Raw genomic sequence first — 16710 nt, 5'->3', positions numbered from 1 at the left:
TACCTACATACTGTAAGACAGTTACTTCATTTCCCTTTATTTCTCAACTAAAGCTTACATCCAAGGTTATCCTGAAGTACAATAAAGACATATCAACTTATTCGCGAAGGAGGTCCATTCATGACCTGGTTGCCTTATGTTTTAATTATAAGTATCGCCTTGTTTGGAGGTGTTGCTACCCTGATCATCGGAAATTCCAAAGCCAATCAGACCAGCAACCCCGAATATGACCGCCGTACAAAGCAAAACCTAAGCAAACTTTCCTATGTATATGTTGGTGCGATTGTACTTGGTTTTGGCGGACTAATCCTCTATCTTTTCAACTAAAATGTTTCGATTCGGCAAAGAATACGTTCAAACATGCCTAGCAGTTTCCGTTTTCGTTCTACATTCTCCTGTCTATATACACATGTTTACAAGTTGGAGATAATTCAGAATTATTCTGGATATGTTCGGGGTTTAATATAAAGCCATAAGGGACAGCGAGCCCATTAAACTAAACCAACCCCAACTTGAAGGAGAGATATATGATGAAAAAAAACATGAAGAAATCTGTAGCAACGATGATGGTACTAGGCATGACATTAACAGGAGCGACGGGTGTATTTGCCGGAACGCAGCTTGAGAAAATCTCTGCATACCTTAACCATGGAATCAGCTTCAATGTCGATGGAGCGGCTTACACACCAACCGATGGCAATGGCAACAAACTCGCTCCAATTACCTATAACAACTCTACTTATCTGCCTGTACGTGCCCTTGCCGATGCGCTGCATGTGCCTGTCTCCTATGACGGCAAAAAAGGTCAGGTCATTATCGGCCAAACGACAAACAATCCTTCGGCCTTGACGAATGTAACGTATAGCGCAGCACAAAAAGAGGCAATTCAAAAGGCTTTTGCACAATTCGATGGGTTCGAGACAGCTTATGCCCCTCAGCAGATGATCGCAGGTGACACGTTCAAAAGTGTAGGTGCGGGTGGCGACGGCGTCAGCTTTGTTTTCAACCATATGAAAGTGGATGTATCTCCAAGAGATTATTCGGACAGCTATACGAGCAAAGACGTGAAACTGTCCAATGGCGTGATTGCCAAATGGTACACTCCAGACCAAACGGGCATGCTCACGTTCCAACTGGATGATCGCTACGTTACCCTTAGCTCGCCGGATCATAAGTTGAGTCAGGCTCAATTGCAACAAGTCGCGGTCTCTGTTCAAAAGTCTAACAGCAATAATGATCAAGGGATCTCTGCATTCGCAGATGTGAACTACAGCAAGCAACAATTGGATAACATTCGCAAAGCATTTGCGAAGTTTGACGGGTTCACAACAGCCTATGCCCCACAACATATGGTTGCTGGAGATACGTTCAAAAGCGTAGGTGCAGGCGGCGATGGTGTAAACTTTGTATTCAATCGTATGAATGTAACGGTATCTCCTAAAGACTACTCGTTCAGCTATGATGGCAAAACGATAAAACTGCCTAATAGCGTATCCGCCAAATGGTATACACCAGAACAAACGGATATGCTCACGTTCAAACTGGATGATCGTTATGTAACCATCAGCTCACCGAATAACCAATTGACTCACACTCAACTGGAGCAAATGGCGGTATCTGTACAAAAAGTGAAATAATCGAAGCACGATTCTTATCAATAGAAAATAAAAACGCACATCATTTCGGTCCCGCTCTATGAGTTGGGACTGATTTGATGTGGTTGATGTGTGTTACGTATGCTCAAGCTCTTCTGCAAAGACCTCTGCCTTGTTCATGACTTGGCGAAGCCAGTAATACCGATGCAAGTCCATAATGAAGTGAAACACGATAAAGGCCATCATAATGTATACACACATCAGCACAACAGACACAGTCTGTTGTGTAACAAAAGCCAGTGAAATATTGGCCAGAAGATATGCTCCGCCCGTAATCATCGTTAATGTGGCAACAGGTACACCCGTGCTTTTATCCCTTTTTTTACGCTGAGGAGGCTGCTGCAGCATACGCAAACGAAACTTCACGTATTGGAACAGGGCAAAACCATACACCGCAAATGATCCAATGGCGTACCAAGGGGTCGTCAGGCCCAGTGTCCCGTAGGCAAACTTTTGTATAATCACCATAAATCCCACAGAACATACAATGCCAAATACCCCTCGGAACAATACATAATTCAGTTGGAGTCTGCGTGGGGCAGCAATCAGGGCAATCGCCCATATATTCATAAAGGCTAGCGGTGGCACGAGAATATACGCATACAGTGATTGGAATGGGACACTGAACACGGGGATAAGCAGAAATACGTTAAGAAAAAACACGACAAGTATGCCTGCATTCAGCCGAATACCGTCTACAGCATAGATGACGTGAGTTGAATCCTTATACGGATTTGAACGTTTATTGTTCGTCGTTAAATCTCTTCTTTGATAGATACGTTGCGTCATAACTACAATGCCCGTTCCGTTAAACGAACAACCCTGCGATAGTACATCGAATCCATGAGATCCTCCCAGTCGAGTTCACTGGCATTAACGTCTCGATAATACACCGCAGCAGCAGGCAAGAAACCAACCAGCGGCCCTGTACCACCACATATCAGACTCCCGCCGTCTCCGCCTTTGGGCATCACATCCCCATCCGAATCGAGCGTAAGCTCATATTTGTAGGGATCGCCAGCAAACTTTATGCCAAAGAAATTCGGCATTTCCAAATCATAAGAATGATCATCCTTTTCTTTAATCCGTGAAGAGTCCGGTTCTAGCGAAGCATCCACAATCTCATCCACGCCTTCCGGAATTCCAAAGTGCTTCAATCTCATCGTATAATCGAAGCTGTCCCCCCAAGGAAATAACGTGCGACAACCGCCACCATAGATATACTCCCATTCATCTTCAGTCAGCAAGCCAAAGCCTGCCGCTGCTTCCTCTCTCACAACGTCTTCCAGTTCTATTCCTTCGTTAAACCACAGGATTCGAACTTCATCTTCACTTTGGCTAATCAGACGGAATTGTTGATGCAATTCATATTCACGTATATCCGATGGCTTAAACTGCTCCAGTGCCGCGGGGAAATCAGGGTCTTCCTGTGCGAATGCTTCCTCCTCCGATACTTCAATCCAACCAAGCGAGATCAGTTCACATTCCACAAGCATCGGCGCAATAGTAACTTCTCTCACAGGTGACATCTGACTCGCGAGAAACGAATCCACGTCCTCCACACCATACTCACTGACCGTTTCATGCATGTCGGCTGAGGTTTCTTCGTTCATACCACGCTGCCAACGATCCCAGCCGAGGGTTATGCGGTCCCCAGGTACAAATACAAACCTCTCCTCCTCATGCCTAAATACGCCTGTCTCGATTCGCTGACCGAATCGTTCAAATGTCTCGAGACCCTCATATACCATACCTTCCGGTAATTGACGAACAAGCTTACGCATCCAGGCTTCTTTGTCCTGAGCATTCAACCCTTGCCACATGTCTCGACTCAAAGCTTCCATAACTTCCCCCGCCTCTCCTAATGCACTTTCAATTCGCTAAAATGCTCAACTGTCTGGCCCAGTACAATCTGACTTGCCTTGTTTGCATTCTATTTCCCTGCGGCCTGCAACAGTTCCAGCAGTAATTCCTTCCGTTTTCCCTCTGCTTTACGAGCGAGCGTTGCAAGCTTCTCCACCTTGCCGAAGATTGGGTAAAGTACACGTTCCGTTTCAAAATGCTCAAGTCCTTGAATCTGCCTAACCAACCGTTCGAGTATTTCATCATTCTCCAGCTCAGGTTGAATCTTCAGTTTCAGACTGTCGGTTGAACGACGCAAGCTGGCGACTAACGCAGGTATGGATTGTGCTGTTACACCCTGTTGTTCCACAAATGCCGCAATGAACTTATCCTGAATTAACTGATGTTCATCATCCACTTCGTCCATGTAATATTCAATCAGCGAGAAATAACGCTCATCCACGAGCCCCAGCCCAAAGGTTGCATAACTGCCTGGCATACCGTTTTTCTCTCCCTCGGTATCCTCATAAAACTCAAACTCCTGGATAGCCTCACGTGCATACTCTTCCAGGAGTGGATGCAACTCCGGATACGCCAGTGCATTGGCAAAGAAACGGTGGGTATCCGACTTCGCGAGACCCTTGATCGGCAAATACTGTTTTACGGCAGATTTCAGCTTGATCTTATAACTTTTCGGAAAGCCCTGTTTCAATAGATGAGTGATAAAGGTAAGTGCTTGCTGATAGGCACTCGCCTCTTCCTTCCGAATGTGAATGGTTATCAGAGCAAACACATCATTTGCTTTGCATTCCACTTCTTCCGTTTTCACATGAATATCGTCTTTCGCATACGTCCCGCTACCTTCCGTCATCATCAGTGCCGCACGTCTGCTGCCGAGTTGCTTCGCGAGTTCCAGGTAAGTCTGACCTTCGGCTTTGCTATAATTCGGCTCATATCGTAGAATCATCACCGCCGCGTATAACAGCAAATCTATGGGTTGAGTCCCCGGTGTTTGCGCCTTCTCCTGTTCGTCCGAATGTTGGCCTGTCTGTGATTCAACATCCCATTCCAACGTCGCTCCTGGCTTAAGCGAATATTCATTGGTACGATACGCAGAAGACTGCACATCATAATACTGTGGCAAAAACTGACTCTCCGCCCATGCCTTCAACGCACGAGTAATATCACCACGATGTTCGGCAAGTGCATCCGGGCGACCCTGATTCAACTCTTGAATCCGGTCATACTGCCTGAGGATCCATGCGGCATCCAATTCAGGAAACAGTTTAGGGTCAAGCAGATGACGCGTCAAAAAGAAGGATTCCAGCGGCTTTGTTGGATATGCACCGTTCTCCAGCTTCTTATCAATATATGTATGAATACGCTCAAGCAATTGCTGCTTTTTCTCTTCATTGATGTATTCCAGCAAAGTCAGTTGCAGTTTCCCTTCTGTTGTAGGGAATTTACCGCGAAAGGTAAATTGATAGTCAATCAACGGGGAATCGGCCAGCTTGTCCAGTCTTCCCTGAACAACCTCTACAAGCTTAGGGCCAATCTCGTTGCGAACCTGTTCCTCGGTAAAGGCTCCTGCCTGCTTCGATTGTAGACCATCATCCAAACCCAAATCCACACTGTCTACTATAGTCCGTCCAGGTCTATAATCCAGCAAAATATCATTAAAGATACCCATTTGAAGTGTAGTTCGCTTCGTAACGTTTTCCAAGTCATCCCGCTTTTCCTGTTCATCAAACCATTCATGAATTGTCGTCATCATCTCTTCCATTGCCTGGTCATAAAGTGTACTCATCTAATCTCCTGCCTTCCCATGTATCTAATGATGTTCATCAACCGAACTTGAACCTCTATGAATCCCGGATTATTCCGGGGCATTATGTTATAAATACGTATTGATGTTCGTATACTACCTATTATTTTACTCTCTCAAGTGCATAGGGAACAATAAGGCAGCAGGGGGAGAAAAGATGGTGAGAGATATCCATAAGTGGTATTTAAGACACGCCCTAGTCAAAGAGATCTACGGATGCCTTTCACATCTATGTAGGCTCTCGGTAGGCTCTCGGTATCCCCTCGCTATCATCATGACCACGTTGTATAATCATTGTATTCCTTTTCAGGAGGTCTGACGAAATGAGCTACAGCAAATACTTCCCTTTGGAAAATTATTTGAATCAGGTTTCAATCACCCTTACATATGCAGAACTTGAGGACATTCTCGGATTTACGTTACCTCCGACAGCCTATAATCGCGAGCAATGGTGGGTGAATAATTCCATGAATCATACACAGGCACTTTCCTGGTTAAATGCCGGATGGAAGGTGGATAATGTGATTTTAGGAAAAAACGTTACCTTTGTCCGCTGCGAGTCATAATAGGTCTGAGATATACCAAAAAGCAGGGTAGATCCGATGAATTCATCGTTCTACCCTGCTTTTGTTGTTTAATTGACTGTTTTATACCACTCGTTAACTTCGGCCGTAATATCATCGCCGCCCATGGATTTCCACTTCGTCACAAACGCATCAAATTCCTCAATGCCCACTTGGCCATAGATGATCTTGCTGAACGTATCCTTCTCCAGCTTGTCGATTGCGTCCTTCTTCATTTTCATTGTCTCCGTCGGTGCTCCCGTGAACTTGTTCTTGATCGCATTATCTTTATTCGCCACGACGACCTCAGCGGCCGCAAATACTTCAGGTTTGTTGGCAATCTTCGTATTTTTCTCAAAAGGCGTCTCCGGCTCTTTACCCTTCGCAAGTTCCGCCAGTGTATCCATCATCAGATTCGGAATTCGTGCACCATCATACGTAATTGTATATTTGAGTGGTGATACGCCGTCCTTCACCTCGGCTTCACCAACCACTTTGCCGTCCACAATGTCATAATCGTATCCTTGCGCGAAGCCATGTTCGAACTCGCTGCCGACTTCAGGGTTCGCAAAGTTGTCGAACAGATAATTCTGATACGTGAAGAAAATCTCCGGATTCGCCATGTCCTTGTTAATCAGTACCACTCCATTGCTTGCCCCGGAACCATGTTGGTGGCTCTCGCCCGTTGGCCCTGTAGGTAAGGCAATAGCCTTGTATGTGGCACCGTCCACATTTTTCTTCACATCATCAATCGGCCAGTTCGGCATCCAGTGTGGCCCCACAATAATGCCTGCTTTACCTGCGGTGAACAGTTCTGCTGCCTTGATCTCGTCATAGACACCCGCTTCTTTGGGCAGGTAACCTTTGGACAACCAATCTTTCATTGTTGCCAGGCCTTCCTTCACACCTGGCTGGATGGAACCATATTGAAGTGTGCCATCTCCGGCATCATTCCACTGTCCAGGCATCGTGTTGTACATGCCGAAGATCCAACCCGATTCCGTCATCCAGGTATTCAGCGCATTTTTCATGCCGACGGTCAGACCATACGTATCTTTCTTGCCGTTTCCATCCGGGTCCTGATTTGTAAAAGCATCCATGACCGTAACCAGCTCATCCATGGTTTTTGGTTCTTCCAGTCCAAGCTTCTTCAGCCAGTCTTCACGGATGAACATGACCGAATCGCCGTTGTAGGCATAATCGAAGATTGGAATGCCATAACGCTCGCCCTCATACATGTATGGATACCATTCTTCCGGTGCTGATTCGGATGCCTGTTTCCAGGTGTCCGAAGCATACTTGTCAAACAACTCGCCTGCATTTGCAAATTTGCCGGACTCAATTAATTCCCGTACCAGATTGTAGTCTCCCCGAATCGAGACGATATCCGGCAGTTCTTCGTTAGCGGACAGAGACAAGCGCAATTTCGTGTAAAATGCATCATTGGTCACCGACACAGCCCACGGTGTGGTCAGATCGATGCCAAGTCGTTCCTTGGCCCATTTGGTATGCACATTGTTCTGTGCCGTTTCCCCATTCTTGAATTTTGTATCATCATTCCAGGCCCGCAAATAACTCATCTGTACCGCCGGTTCATACTTCCCGTCTTGCAGAGCAAGTGGTGCAGCGGCTTCCTTCGCTGGTTCTTCCTTGACCCCCGAACTACATGCCGTTACGGCAACCATCGTGATTGCGAGCAATGTCGTCATCATTTTTCTATACATGAACTAACCCCTCCTCAGGTAACTTGGATACCCTTTTGTGCAATTGGATTGATGCCAAATGCACCTTACATGAAAAGGATAGTGCAGCCGGGAAGGCAAACATATATCACAATTTCAATGTTCATATTGATTTGTTAACCGTTCCGAAAATCTTGCGGGGTCAGTCCATAATGTTTGCGGAACACCTGAATGAAATAAGGCGTGTTGTTGTACCCCACTTCCTGACCGACTTCATAGATCTTCATCGCCGTATGCTTGAGCAAATGAACCGCACGTTCCATTCTGGAACGGATAATATAATCACTGATGCCCTCACCTGTGGATTGTTTGTACATTTTCGACAGATATACCGGGTGCAGATGTACCTCTCCGGCAATGACCTGCAACGACAGATCCTCGCCCAGATGATGATCGATCCATTGCTGCACCTGCCGAATCAACGTTGATCCGGCATCCTGACCCGCATCGCTGGTGCTCTCTGCCCACTGCTGCATCACAGATCGAGTCCACGTTTCCAGACTGCGCAGCGAGACACCATAGCCGTCCTTGAGCAACTGCTGGTACTGCTCGCCAAGCACTTCGGTTAACTGTCTTCCTTCCCGATGAGCCATCGTTGAGAATGCCGCCGCCAGATAATGAAAAGCCACATACACATGCTCCGGGAACACACTGTTCGACAGTTCGGCAAAGATCTGATCAATCTTGCGGTGTGCATCCTCCATGCGCCCCGCTTCCATTAACGTCGTTAGACCCGGCGGTTCATACAGTGCCGCAAGTGACTTTAATGTGGCCCCATTGGTTCCCGCCGCCGCATTCAGATGTAATCCTTTGCCCGCCTCTGCCTGCTTGCGAAGCGCACTCACGGCTTGATGATATAGCTGGGGCACCTGATCTGGGAAACGCCCCATACGACTAACGGATAGGGAAATGGTCGCGTTCAGATACTGCCTTACACTGTGGATCAACCGCTCTCCAAGTCGGCCCATTAACATTTCCGGTTCGGATTGGGTTTGTTTGGGACTGGTCATAAAGACCAGGTCATCGTAAGCGTCATCCGTATGGCAGAGATGGTAGGTACTGCCGTAGATCTCTTCCACCACATTGGAGATGGCGTACTTCATCAGTCGAAACGCTTTATGTGTGGGTTGATGGTCATCATACCGGATGAGCAGCAGTTGCATTTTATCCTGTGGACGGAATCCGATCTCCAGTTGCTCCAGCTTACTTACAAGTTCGTCATTCGCAAATTTATGTCCTAACAGTACATCCTTCATCAGCTCCGCCCGCTTCTCCGGCAGATGTTCCCTTACCGAATACATGGCCCGCTGATGCAGCATCTGCTTCTCACCCTCCAGGCGAATCTGCACGGCAGCCTGCTGCACGGATTCGATCAGTTCCTCGTCCCGGACCGGTTTGAGCAGATAACTCACTGTCCCATGTTTGAGCGCCTGCTTCGCATAATCGAAGGAAGCATGCCCCGATAAAATAATGCATTTCGTCTGTTCCCATTTTTGCCTGATATGACTGACCAGATCCAGACCGGACAGACCCGGCATGCGGATATCCGTGATAATAATATGAACCTGATGTGTTGCCATATGTTCCAGTGCCTCTTTGACTGAATAAGCTTTGAATACCTGACCGATCCCGTGTTCTCTCCACGGTATGGAGACAGCGATCGATTCTACTGCGGAATGTTCATCATCCACGACCATCAGATTCATCATGTGGTTGTTCCTCCTCGAACCATCGAATTTCTACACTAAGCCCGCCATAGGGAATCGCTCCAAAATGAAGCCCGGACGACAGCCCATATCGCGTAACGAGACGCTGATGCACATTCCACGTGCCTGTTCCAATCTCCTCGCCCATCGGCTCATTGATTTCCCGTTCCAAATCGGCAATCTCTTCCGCTGTCAGCGTGACACCATCATTGTCAACAAACAGGCTATATCGGGTATATTGGCGACCCTCAATATGTTCGGGTACCGCCATCCCCGTTACGACGACATGCCCACTGCCCTCCATCGGCTCAATGCCGTGGATTACCGCATTCTCTACGATGGGTTGAATGAGAAGCCGCGGAATATGGAGCTGCATCAATTGCTGCGGTACGGCAATCTCGTAGGTCAGCCGGTTGGTCCGCATCTGCTGGATGGACAGATAATGGTCTAATAGCCGGATCTCTTCCTCCACTGTCGTCATGTCATTCTCGCCCCGCGTAATGTAGCGATAGTAATCTCCCAGACTTAGCGACATGGCAATAACCGCTTCACGGTTGCCGAGCTGGGTCATATTTTTGATATAAAACAGGCAGTTATACAGAAAATGGGGATTGATCTGTGATTGCAGATGTTTCAGTGTTGCTTCCCGTGAGCGGATACGTTCCTCGTATACCTTCTCGATCAATTCCTGAATCTGCTCCGCCATATGGTTGAAGCTCTGGGTCAGGTACGCGAATTCGTCACGGGAGTGATCGACTGGAATCCGCGTGGACAACTGGCCTTTGCGAATCTGTTGCAGTCCTCTCATCAAGCGATGGATGGGCACCTGAACTTTTCGATACAAAAGCAGTGCAGCCCCGATACTCAGCACGAGCAGTAACAGGATGGAGGTAATAAACATATTTCGGCTCTTGTCCATCGGGTTCAACAGATCGTCAAGCACCACCGGGTTCACATAAACCGCTTGCAGTTGTTTGGAGTGCACGTAACTGACCAGATATTGCTTGTCACCTACCTCCAGCTGATGATTGCCTTCCCTCTCCGGTCCGTTAAAGGGGATATCACGCATGATTGCTTCAACCAGTTCGGGGTCTGCCGTACGGTTCAGCAAGGGATCATGACCTGGTACGATCAAGAAGGGATCTCCACCCTGTGTTTCTTTGAAATCATCCAACATGGCAACCACGTTCATCGGGTCAAAATTAATCTCCATCACCGTTCGCACGCCTGTGTTCACCGGTTTTTCATTCCACTCGTAGTTATCCGTGAAAAAGTAGGTGAAACTCCCCTGCTCCAACTGCCATTGGCCAGGTTGCGGAAACGTCAACATCTTCTCATCGTAGACCGTACGGCTGGACATGGTGGATAACACAAGTTCCGCTTGTGGAAGGACAATAGTAATATCGTTCTTCCAGCGGCTGGTGGACTGGTACAATGATAATTTGTCGAGAATATCCAGATAGATGCTGTTTTTCTCATATTGGCTGGTTGAATCCGTCATGTAACGGTAATGCAAAATACTCGGATCTCGCAGCAATGTCAGGCCATACAGCGAGAGCTGCTCGATATTTTTATCCACTTGAGAACTGAAATAATTGAACTGGTTCAGACTCGACTGCTGTTTCTCTTCAACGACCATATCGACATTTGCCTGGTTGGCGTATGTATAGAGCAGCAGAATGGGTACGAGCAGGCAGATTAAGAGAATGACCGTCTTCGCAAATACTGTGAATTTCATCGTTTCACCCTGTCCCTGAATTTGAAGTCGTGCTACATCGAAGTCCTATTTTATATTGAAAACCCTTACATTTCTAGTTGATTTTATATTCGCCTGCTTTCTTGCCATTTGTAATCCCCTGTTTCCATCAACAAGTTAATATTTCAACATCCGCATTGAAATGTTGTTCTATAGTGCGCCCTTTTCCATTGCTATAATTCAGTTGCTCCACTCTGTGCAGAGGCCTGATCGTCTCATATTGCCGGGGGTGGACGAGATAAAGGAGGGACCCTGATGGCTATGGAACAACCGTTAACAACCAATACGCCGGTACGAAAAATGACACCCCATCCACGCAAACGTACCCGCTGGAATCTCAAACGCACGTGGCCGCTGCATCTGATGCTGCTGCCTGCTGTACTGCTCACTTTACTGTTCGCCTATGTGCCCATGGGCGGCATTATTATTGCTTTTCAAGACTTCAAACCGTGGCTGGGGTTCACTGGCTCCAAATGGGTGGGCTGGGACAACTTCCGGTTCATGTTCGAATATCCTGACAGCGTTCAGGTCATCTGGAACACGGTGCTAATCGCTTCGATGAAGATTGTGGCCGGACTTGTGGCCCCTGTAGTGTTCGCCATTTTGCTGAATGAGGTTCGAAACTCCACGTTCAAACGTTTCTCACAGACCTTGGTGTATCTGCCCCATTTCCTGTCCTGGGTTGTCCTGGGCGGCATTCTGCTCGATATGTTATCACCGGAAGGTGGGCTGGTAAACCAGGTGCTGGCGGCGGCTGGTGTGGAACCGATCTTCTTTCTGGGGGATGGCGACTGGTTCCGTGTCACGGTGGTTGTCAGTGATGTATGGAAGGAATTCGGATTCGGGACAATTGTATTCCTGGCAGCACTTGCGGGCATTAATCCCGCATTGTATGAGGCTTCCGAAGTGGACGGGGCAACACGGCTCAGACAGACATTACACATTACCCTGCCTGCACTTGTGCCGATGATTATCGTGGTAGGTACGTTATCGCTGGGCAATATTCTGAATGCAGGTTTTGACCAGATCTTTAACCTGTACAATCCGCTGGTGTACGAGAAAGGTGATATTATCGATACCTTTGTCTACCGGATGGGGATTCTGAATGGCAAAATGAGCTTTGCGACTGCCGTTGGACTATTCAAATCATTTGTCGCGATGTTCCTGGTTATCACTGCGTACCGGATGGCTTACAAAATCGCCAATTATCGTATTTTCTAAAGCGTTAGCATAATGCATTAAGGGGGAATCAAGGTGTATCACAAAACAACCGGGTACCGTATATTCAATGGTTTTAACCTGATATTCATCGCGGCCGTCTCGATCCTGTGCATCCTGCCGCTGGTACATATTCTGGCCGTTTCCTTCAGTGGTAAAGCGGCAGCATCCGCCAATCTGGTGACACTTTGGCCGATTGATTTTACGGTGGACGCGTATACCAAAACATTTGGTAACAGCAACTTTCTCAGTGCACTCTGGATCTCAGTCCAGCGTACGGTTCTGGGCACACTGCTCAGTATGACACTTGTCTTCCTGACGGCTTATCCGTTATCCAAGGAGAGTCTGCATTTCAAGGGGCGCTCGCTATATGCGTGGTTTTTCATCTTCACGATGCTGTTTAGCGGGGGATTGATTCCATCCTATATTTTAATCCAGAAGCTTGGACTGATTAATACGATGTGGGCTCTCATTTTACCGGGAGCGGTCGCTGTCTGGAACCTGATTCTCATGATGAACTTTTTCCGCAACGTGCCGAAAGAGCTGGAAGAAGCCGCATTTATCGATGGTGCCAACCACATCACGACGCTGTTCAAAATTTACCTGCCAGTATCCATGCCCGCCATTGCCACGATCTCCTTATTCACCATGGTAGGTCAGTGGAATTCCTGGTTCGACGGGTTGATCTACATGAATGATGCTTCCAAATATCCACTCGCCACGTTAATGCAGACCATCATCGTACAGCAGGATTTCTCCAACATGAACGTGGATGCCACACAGCTCCAGAACATGTCTCAACGGACGGTGAACGCGGCTCAGATCTTTATTGGCGCTCTGCCGATTCTGCTCGTATATCCGTTCTTGCAGCGTTTCTTCGTAAAGGGAATTGTGCTTGGGGCGGTAAAAGAGTAAGGCAAACACACGGAATCCCTTCATGGGATTCTTCTTCATTGCATAAGGGCATTCAATAAGTTCATGATCATGATTTCAGTTGATTCGCATTCGTTCTCGCGCGAGTTGCGTTGTTATATTCATTAATTAACTCATCCAGCACCATGGATTGGCGAATAACCTCCGGATGCCACAGTTCCGGGTATTGAGCTGCAATCTGGTAGAGTCTTTGCCGTGCATGTTCGATACATTCCTGAATGGTTTCCGGATTATGTACCATACTCCCGCCCCCTGTTGTTCTTAAATATCCATCATCCAAAAAAGACCATCTAATATAATATTCGGAACAAGAGCGGGTTTGGATTACCCCAAAATTAAAATTTTGGTTATTTTTTCTTGTAAAAATGATGATGAGCATCAATCACATAACCTGATGTGCATATTTTTTCAATGCAAATAAACCGGATCGGCTGCGGCCTGTCCGGTTTTATTCATGCTGAGCTTTTCAGTTTTCTCTATCATGCTCCATTCATCTTAAGCCAACGTCATCAAAGCGATTGCCTATCGTCTCTGGAAAAGCACGTTTAATCGCATCAATGGCCCGCTGTTCCGTAGCCCCTGCTTTCCTTATAAGCTCAATCATGCTTTGAACACATTCTGGTTCTCTCGAATCCCAAGGGATGCAGTCATCCATCAACTCAACGATCATTGTATGCAGGTTTGCGAGCAGCTCATACTCGTCTATAACCTGACCCATATGAATGGACAGATGCTTAAGACCTGCAACATAAGAGGCAATATCCATTCGTGATTGAGCATAATAACGGAGTACAGTTGCTGCTTGTTCTGCGTCATATGTTCCTGACTGCAACACTGCAGCAATGGCTTCATACGCAGCCGCTCCACAGGCATAATCTTGGGACGGCAGCATATAGTCATGGGCTTCCCATTTGTACACGGCCTGGATTAACGATTCCTTGCAGACTTCCCATAGATCTATGGGTGCACAGGCTTCCAGCACCTGATAGTACCAGTAGGGAGTACTGTTCCTCCCCAGCGAATCATAGGGCAGACGAACAACTTCATTGCCTTTACTTTCACAGATGAATAGTACCTGTTCCACATCATCATATCCAGTAACAATGACAAATTCATCGTGCCAGAGAATTGCACCTACGCCTCGGTCAACGGAAGCTTTAATGTCCAGCAGAGCCTGCTTCTGATATAGGGGAAAGGTGGGTTCGAACGAAAAGCCCGCTGCCTGGCTCGCCGTCACGCCAATGAAGTCGGCTGCGACAAAGTTCTCTGCCATCCAGTTGTACGCCGAGATTGACTCGGCCGTCAGACGCCGATCCACCACGAATCGGAACGCACTTGCTGTCATACCTGCAATCATATATCGCGGGAAATCCGTCCACAGTTTATGTAATAAAATACGATACATCGCATCTGTATACGTGCTCACACCGCTCAATGACCTATATTCATCAGCAGAATTCACAGGCGGGGATTGAATCCAGTCCTGCAATACTTTTGTGGCCATCATCCTTCACTCCCTTCCTCTCTCATCCTATCGCGCGGAATGTGCCCCCCATCGTGGTATCGTGGTCCGTTTAAGGTCAGGATACTTCTCGGATATCAATCGAAAATAATCAATAGCCTGCTCTTCCAGCACTTTCGCCTTCACTAGTACCTGTGCTAGATCTTCTGTGGTATCTGGTCGCAAGACACGTCTGTTTTGCTGCTGAATCGTATATCCTTTCATTTGGTCAATTAACGTCCCAAGCTGTTCGTAACATGCATAAGCCTGATCCAGTTCGTTCCATATCCCTCGAACATCTTGCAAATACATTCTTATTTCAGTTCGAGCATGGCAGAAGGATTCCAAGATATAAGCCGCACCTGATTCATCAAAATCCCCACTTTGGAGAGCACTCACCCACACGTCATACGCCTGTACACCTGAGGCAATACTTCGGTCAGGCAACAGACGATAGGGGATATCCCAATCCTCGATTCCCAGTCGCAAGGATTCCAATACCATCTCCTCCTCAGAGATATGGACCTGTTCCCCAAAAATCTGACAATACCAAAACCCCGTAAAGTTTAAGCCGAAATTATCATATAGCAAAATCTGAGGTTCCTTGCTCCATCCGTCCTGCACATAAAAGATGCGATCACTGTCATCATATCCATGAATGACGCCGAATTCAGGAATCCAGTAGATCACACCTATGCCCTCATCAAGGCTCCGTCTCACCCAATTCACTGCATCCTGCTGATAATAACCGAACGTGGGATGACGTGTACGTCCCCCATCCCAGATTGTGAATATCCCGAGGTTATCCATTCCCGGTCGATGCGCTTCCCCCCATTGTCCATACGCTGTGACCGACATGGGAAGTAGTCTGCGATGCACCGCCAGCTTGAAAGCCATGCCTGTATATCCGGCAAGTACATATTTGGAACCCTGAAACTGGCCCGTATGGGTGAGTACTGCATGCAAACTATCCACGTACGATTTGGACTCCCGCTTCATAACAAGATTATCTAAAAAAATCTCAGACAAAGACGTATCTTCTCCTCTCTACGCTGGTTTATTCCACGTTTTGCTTACATTGTATCGCGATCCTGTCCATTATTCCTTCTGCGTTATGCTGAAGCTTGCGTCTGAGCCACCCAGGAGATAAAAGTTCCTCCCATTCGCTAATAAACAAATGCTGCAAGAAAGCGTCCGTGTCATAAAATTCAATCGAATAAATCCGATCTTGGCTTGCCCGAATACGATACCCCTGCCACATCTCCATTTGCTGCACTTCCTTCAAACGAATCTCAGCTACGAACGGTTTTCGCACAGGCAGCGGTTCTTCCCATCCACCTAGCAGAGCATCTGACCTGTACTCAAATCTCTCATCCAAGATCGATACATGAACAACGCCCTCCAATCGAATGGCTACATGCTGTGCAGGATCTGCCTCATAACCCACCACGTAATCGGCGTTAAACTGGGATATCATCCTCAATGGACAAAAGGAAAATTGCCGTTCTCCATCGTGATCCCTGTAGTGAATATGTACTCTACGCAAATCAGTTACGGCATGGGACAACAATTCAAAGAATTGCAGCTGCTTCGGTTGCGCCGAAAACACCGGAAGCTCGCGACTTCCCATCTGTTGTTCCTCCAACGTAAAACGCTCCAGCAAATGCGCTACCCGTTTCACCGCGTCTGCTTGATCATAATTATAATGTCGATAACGATGCGCCAGATATTTCAGTACACGCTGTTCTTCTTCCGTCATATATAAATGGGGCAATCGATAAGTCTGATCCTCATAACAATAGCCTCGATATTTCGCCATATACACCAAAGGGGCTCGCAGGGAACTTGCCATATATTCAATATCACGCTGAGCCTGACGACGGGAGATTTCAAATTCACGGGCAAGCCAGCTACTGTTTGGAAAACGGCCACCCCGTATCTGTTCGTCAAACCAGTGAATCCGATGCAT

The 16710-nt window shown here is 47.2% G+C and carries 15 protein-coding genes; 5 read left to right on the top strand and 10 right to left on the bottom strand.

Going from position 1 to position 16710, the window contains the following annotated elements; genetic code table 11:
- Positions 1-120 precede the first annotated feature (120 nt).
- Positions 121-327 carry a hypothetical protein gene (locus ACTHPG_RS24420; protein WP_440391939.1) on the top strand — a complete coding sequence of 69 codons (207 nt, stop codon included), beginning with the start codon at positions 121-123 and terminating at the stop codon, positions 325-327.
- A gap of 200 nt (positions 328-527) precedes the next feature.
- Positions 528-1637: a stalk domain-containing protein gene (locus ACTHPG_RS24415; RefSeq protein ID WP_440391937.1), complete on the top strand. Its 1110-nt coding sequence runs from the start codon at positions 528-530 to the stop codon at positions 1635-1637.
- Between the two features lie 93 nt (positions 1638-1730).
- On the opposite strand, the gene ACTHPG_RS24410 is transcribed toward ACTHPG_RS24415, so the two are convergent.
- The 3 genes from ACTHPG_RS24410 to ACTHPG_RS24400 form a co-directional block, all read right to left on the bottom strand.
- Positions 1731-2444 (bottom strand): hypothetical protein, encoded by a 714-nt coding sequence (locus ACTHPG_RS24410; protein WP_440391936.1) that lies wholly within the window; start codon positions 2442-2444, stop codon positions 1731-1733.
- 2 nt (positions 2445-2446) lie between these two features.
- Positions 2447-3499: a hypothetical protein gene (locus ACTHPG_RS24405; RefSeq protein WP_440391935.1), complete on the bottom strand. Its 1053-nt coding sequence runs from the start codon at positions 3497-3499 to the stop codon at positions 2447-2449.
- Between the two features lie 89 nt (positions 3500-3588).
- Entirely contained in the window at positions 3589-5304 is a 1716-nt protein-coding gene (locus tag ACTHPG_RS24400; RefSeq protein WP_440391933.1) for a DUF6138 family protein, read from the bottom strand.
- 341 nt (positions 5305-5645) lie between these two features.
- On the opposite strand from ACTHPG_RS24400, the gene ACTHPG_RS24395 reads away from it, so the two are divergent.
- A complete protein-coding gene (locus ACTHPG_RS24395; RefSeq protein ID WP_440391931.1) occupies positions 5646-5888 on the top strand; it encodes a DUF7662 domain-containing protein in 243 nt (80 codons plus the stop codon).
- A gap of 68 nt (positions 5889-5956) precedes the next feature.
- Here the strand turns inward: ACTHPG_RS24395 and ACTHPG_RS24390 are convergent, their stop codons facing one another.
- The 3 genes from ACTHPG_RS24390 to ACTHPG_RS24380 all read right to left on the bottom strand — a co-directional run bounded on the left by ACTHPG_RS24390 (position 5957) and on the right by ACTHPG_RS24380 (position 11071).
- Entirely contained in the window at positions 5957-7609 is a 1653-nt protein-coding gene (locus ACTHPG_RS24390) for an extracellular solute-binding protein (protein ID WP_440391930.1), read from the bottom strand.
- A gap of 134 nt (positions 7610-7743) precedes the next feature.
- On the bottom strand, positions 7744-9336 hold the full coding sequence (locus ACTHPG_RS24385; RefSeq protein ID WP_440391929.1) for a response regulator transcription factor: 1593 nt from the start codon (positions 9334-9336) through the stop codon (positions 7744-7746).
- Positions 9311-11071, bottom strand: coding sequence for a sensor histidine kinase (locus ACTHPG_RS24380; protein WP_440391928.1), 1761 nt, complete (start codon positions 11069-11071; stop codon positions 9311-9313). The genes ACTHPG_RS24385 and ACTHPG_RS24380 overlap by 26 nt, the downstream gene beginning before the upstream one ends.
- A gap of 318 nt (positions 11072-11389) precedes the next feature.
- Between ACTHPG_RS24380 and ACTHPG_RS24375 the strand changes: the two genes are divergently transcribed.
- Together ACTHPG_RS24375 and ACTHPG_RS24370 are read left to right on the top strand one after the other, a co-directional pair.
- A complete protein-coding gene (locus ACTHPG_RS24375; protein WP_440392088.1) occupies positions 11390-12310 on the top strand; it encodes an ABC transporter permease in 921 nt (306 codons plus the stop codon).
- A 33-nt stretch (positions 12311-12343) separates the two neighbouring features.
- On the top strand, positions 12344-13222 hold the full coding sequence (locus ACTHPG_RS24370; protein WP_017692164.1) for a carbohydrate ABC transporter permease: 879 nt from the start codon (positions 12344-12346) through the stop codon (positions 13220-13222).
- Between the two features lie 67 nt (positions 13223-13289).
- Here the strand turns inward: ACTHPG_RS24370 and ACTHPG_RS24365 are convergent, their stop codons facing one another.
- The 4 genes from ACTHPG_RS24365 to ACTHPG_RS24350 form a co-directional block, all read right to left on the bottom strand.
- Entirely contained in the window at positions 13290-13481 is a 192-nt protein-coding gene (locus tag ACTHPG_RS24365) for a Spo0E family sporulation regulatory protein-aspartic acid phosphatase (RefSeq protein WP_440391927.1), read from the bottom strand.
- A gap of 249 nt (positions 13482-13730) precedes the next feature.
- The gene (locus tag ACTHPG_RS24360; RefSeq protein ID WP_440391926.1) at positions 13731-14747 is read right to left on the bottom strand and encodes a hypothetical protein; all 1017 of its coding nucleotides are present in this window, start codon (positions 14745-14747) and stop codon (positions 13731-13733) included.
- A gap of 24 nt (positions 14748-14771) precedes the next feature.
- Positions 14772-15770, bottom strand: a complete 999-nt coding sequence (locus ACTHPG_RS24355) for a hypothetical protein (protein ID WP_440391925.1) — start codon at positions 15768-15770, stop codon at positions 14772-14774.
- 28 nt (positions 15771-15798) lie between these two features.
- Positions 15799-16710: a helix-turn-helix transcriptional regulator gene (locus ACTHPG_RS24350; RefSeq protein ID WP_440392087.1), complete on the bottom strand. Its 912-nt coding sequence runs from the start codon at positions 16708-16710 to the stop codon at positions 15799-15801.

Origin of the sequence: Paenibacillus sp. SAF-068 (assembly GCF_051967555.1) — a bacterium.
Taxonomy (GTDB): domain Bacteria; phylum Bacillota; class Bacilli; order Paenibacillales; family Paenibacillaceae; genus Paenibacillus.
This window is presented reverse-complemented; position numbering and strand designations above follow the sequence as displayed.

What these genes read in the sequence shown, in the direction of transcription:
- ACTHPG_RS24380 (WP_440391928.1), bottom strand. Translation starts at nt 11,071, where the DNA reads ATGAAATTCACAGTATTTGCGAAGACGGTCATTCTCTTAATCTGCCTG.
- ACTHPG_RS24375 (WP_440392088.1), top strand. Translation starts at nt 11,390, where the DNA reads ATGACACCCCATCCACGCAAACGTACCCGCTGGAATCTCAAACGCACG.
- ACTHPG_RS24400 (WP_440391933.1), bottom strand. Translation starts at nt 5,304, where the DNA reads ATGAGTACACTTTATGACCAGGCAATGGAAGAGATGATGACGACAATT.
- ACTHPG_RS24395 (WP_440391931.1), top strand. Translation starts at nt 5,646, where the DNA reads ATGAGCTACAGCAAATACTTCCCTTTGGAAAATTATTTGAATCAGGTT.
- ACTHPG_RS24365 (WP_440391927.1), bottom strand. Translation starts at nt 13,481, where the DNA reads ATGGTACATAATCCGGAAACCATTCAGGAATGTATCGAACATGCACGG.
- ACTHPG_RS24415 (WP_440391937.1), top strand. Translation starts at nt 528, where the DNA reads ATGATGAAAAAAAACATGAAGAAATCTGTAGCAACGATGATGGTACTA.
- ACTHPG_RS24360 (WP_440391926.1), bottom strand. Translation starts at nt 14,747, where the DNA reads ATGATGGCCACAAAAGTATTGCAGGACTGGATTCAATCCCCGCCTGTG.
- ACTHPG_RS24405 (WP_440391935.1), bottom strand. Translation starts at nt 3,499, where the DNA reads ATGGAAGCTTTGAGTCGAGACATGTGGCAAGGGTTGAATGCTCAGGAC.
- ACTHPG_RS24385 (WP_440391929.1), bottom strand. Translation starts at nt 9,336, where the DNA reads ATGATGAATCTGATGGTCGTGGATGATGAACATTCCGCAGTAGAATCG.
- ACTHPG_RS24350 (WP_440392087.1), bottom strand. Translation starts at nt 16,710, where the DNA reads ATGCATCGGATTCACTGGTTTGACGAACAGATACGGGGTGGCCGTTTT.
- ACTHPG_RS24390 (WP_440391930.1), bottom strand. Translation starts at nt 7,609, where the DNA reads ATGTATAGAAAAATGATGACGACATTGCTCGCAATCACGATGGTTGCC.
- ACTHPG_RS24410 (WP_440391936.1), bottom strand. Translation starts at nt 2,444, where the DNA reads ATGACGCAACGTATCTATCAAAGAAGAGATTTAACGACGAACAATAAA.
- ACTHPG_RS24420 (WP_440391939.1), top strand. Translation starts at nt 121, where the DNA reads ATGACCTGGTTGCCTTATGTTTTAATTATAAGTATCGCCTTGTTTGGA.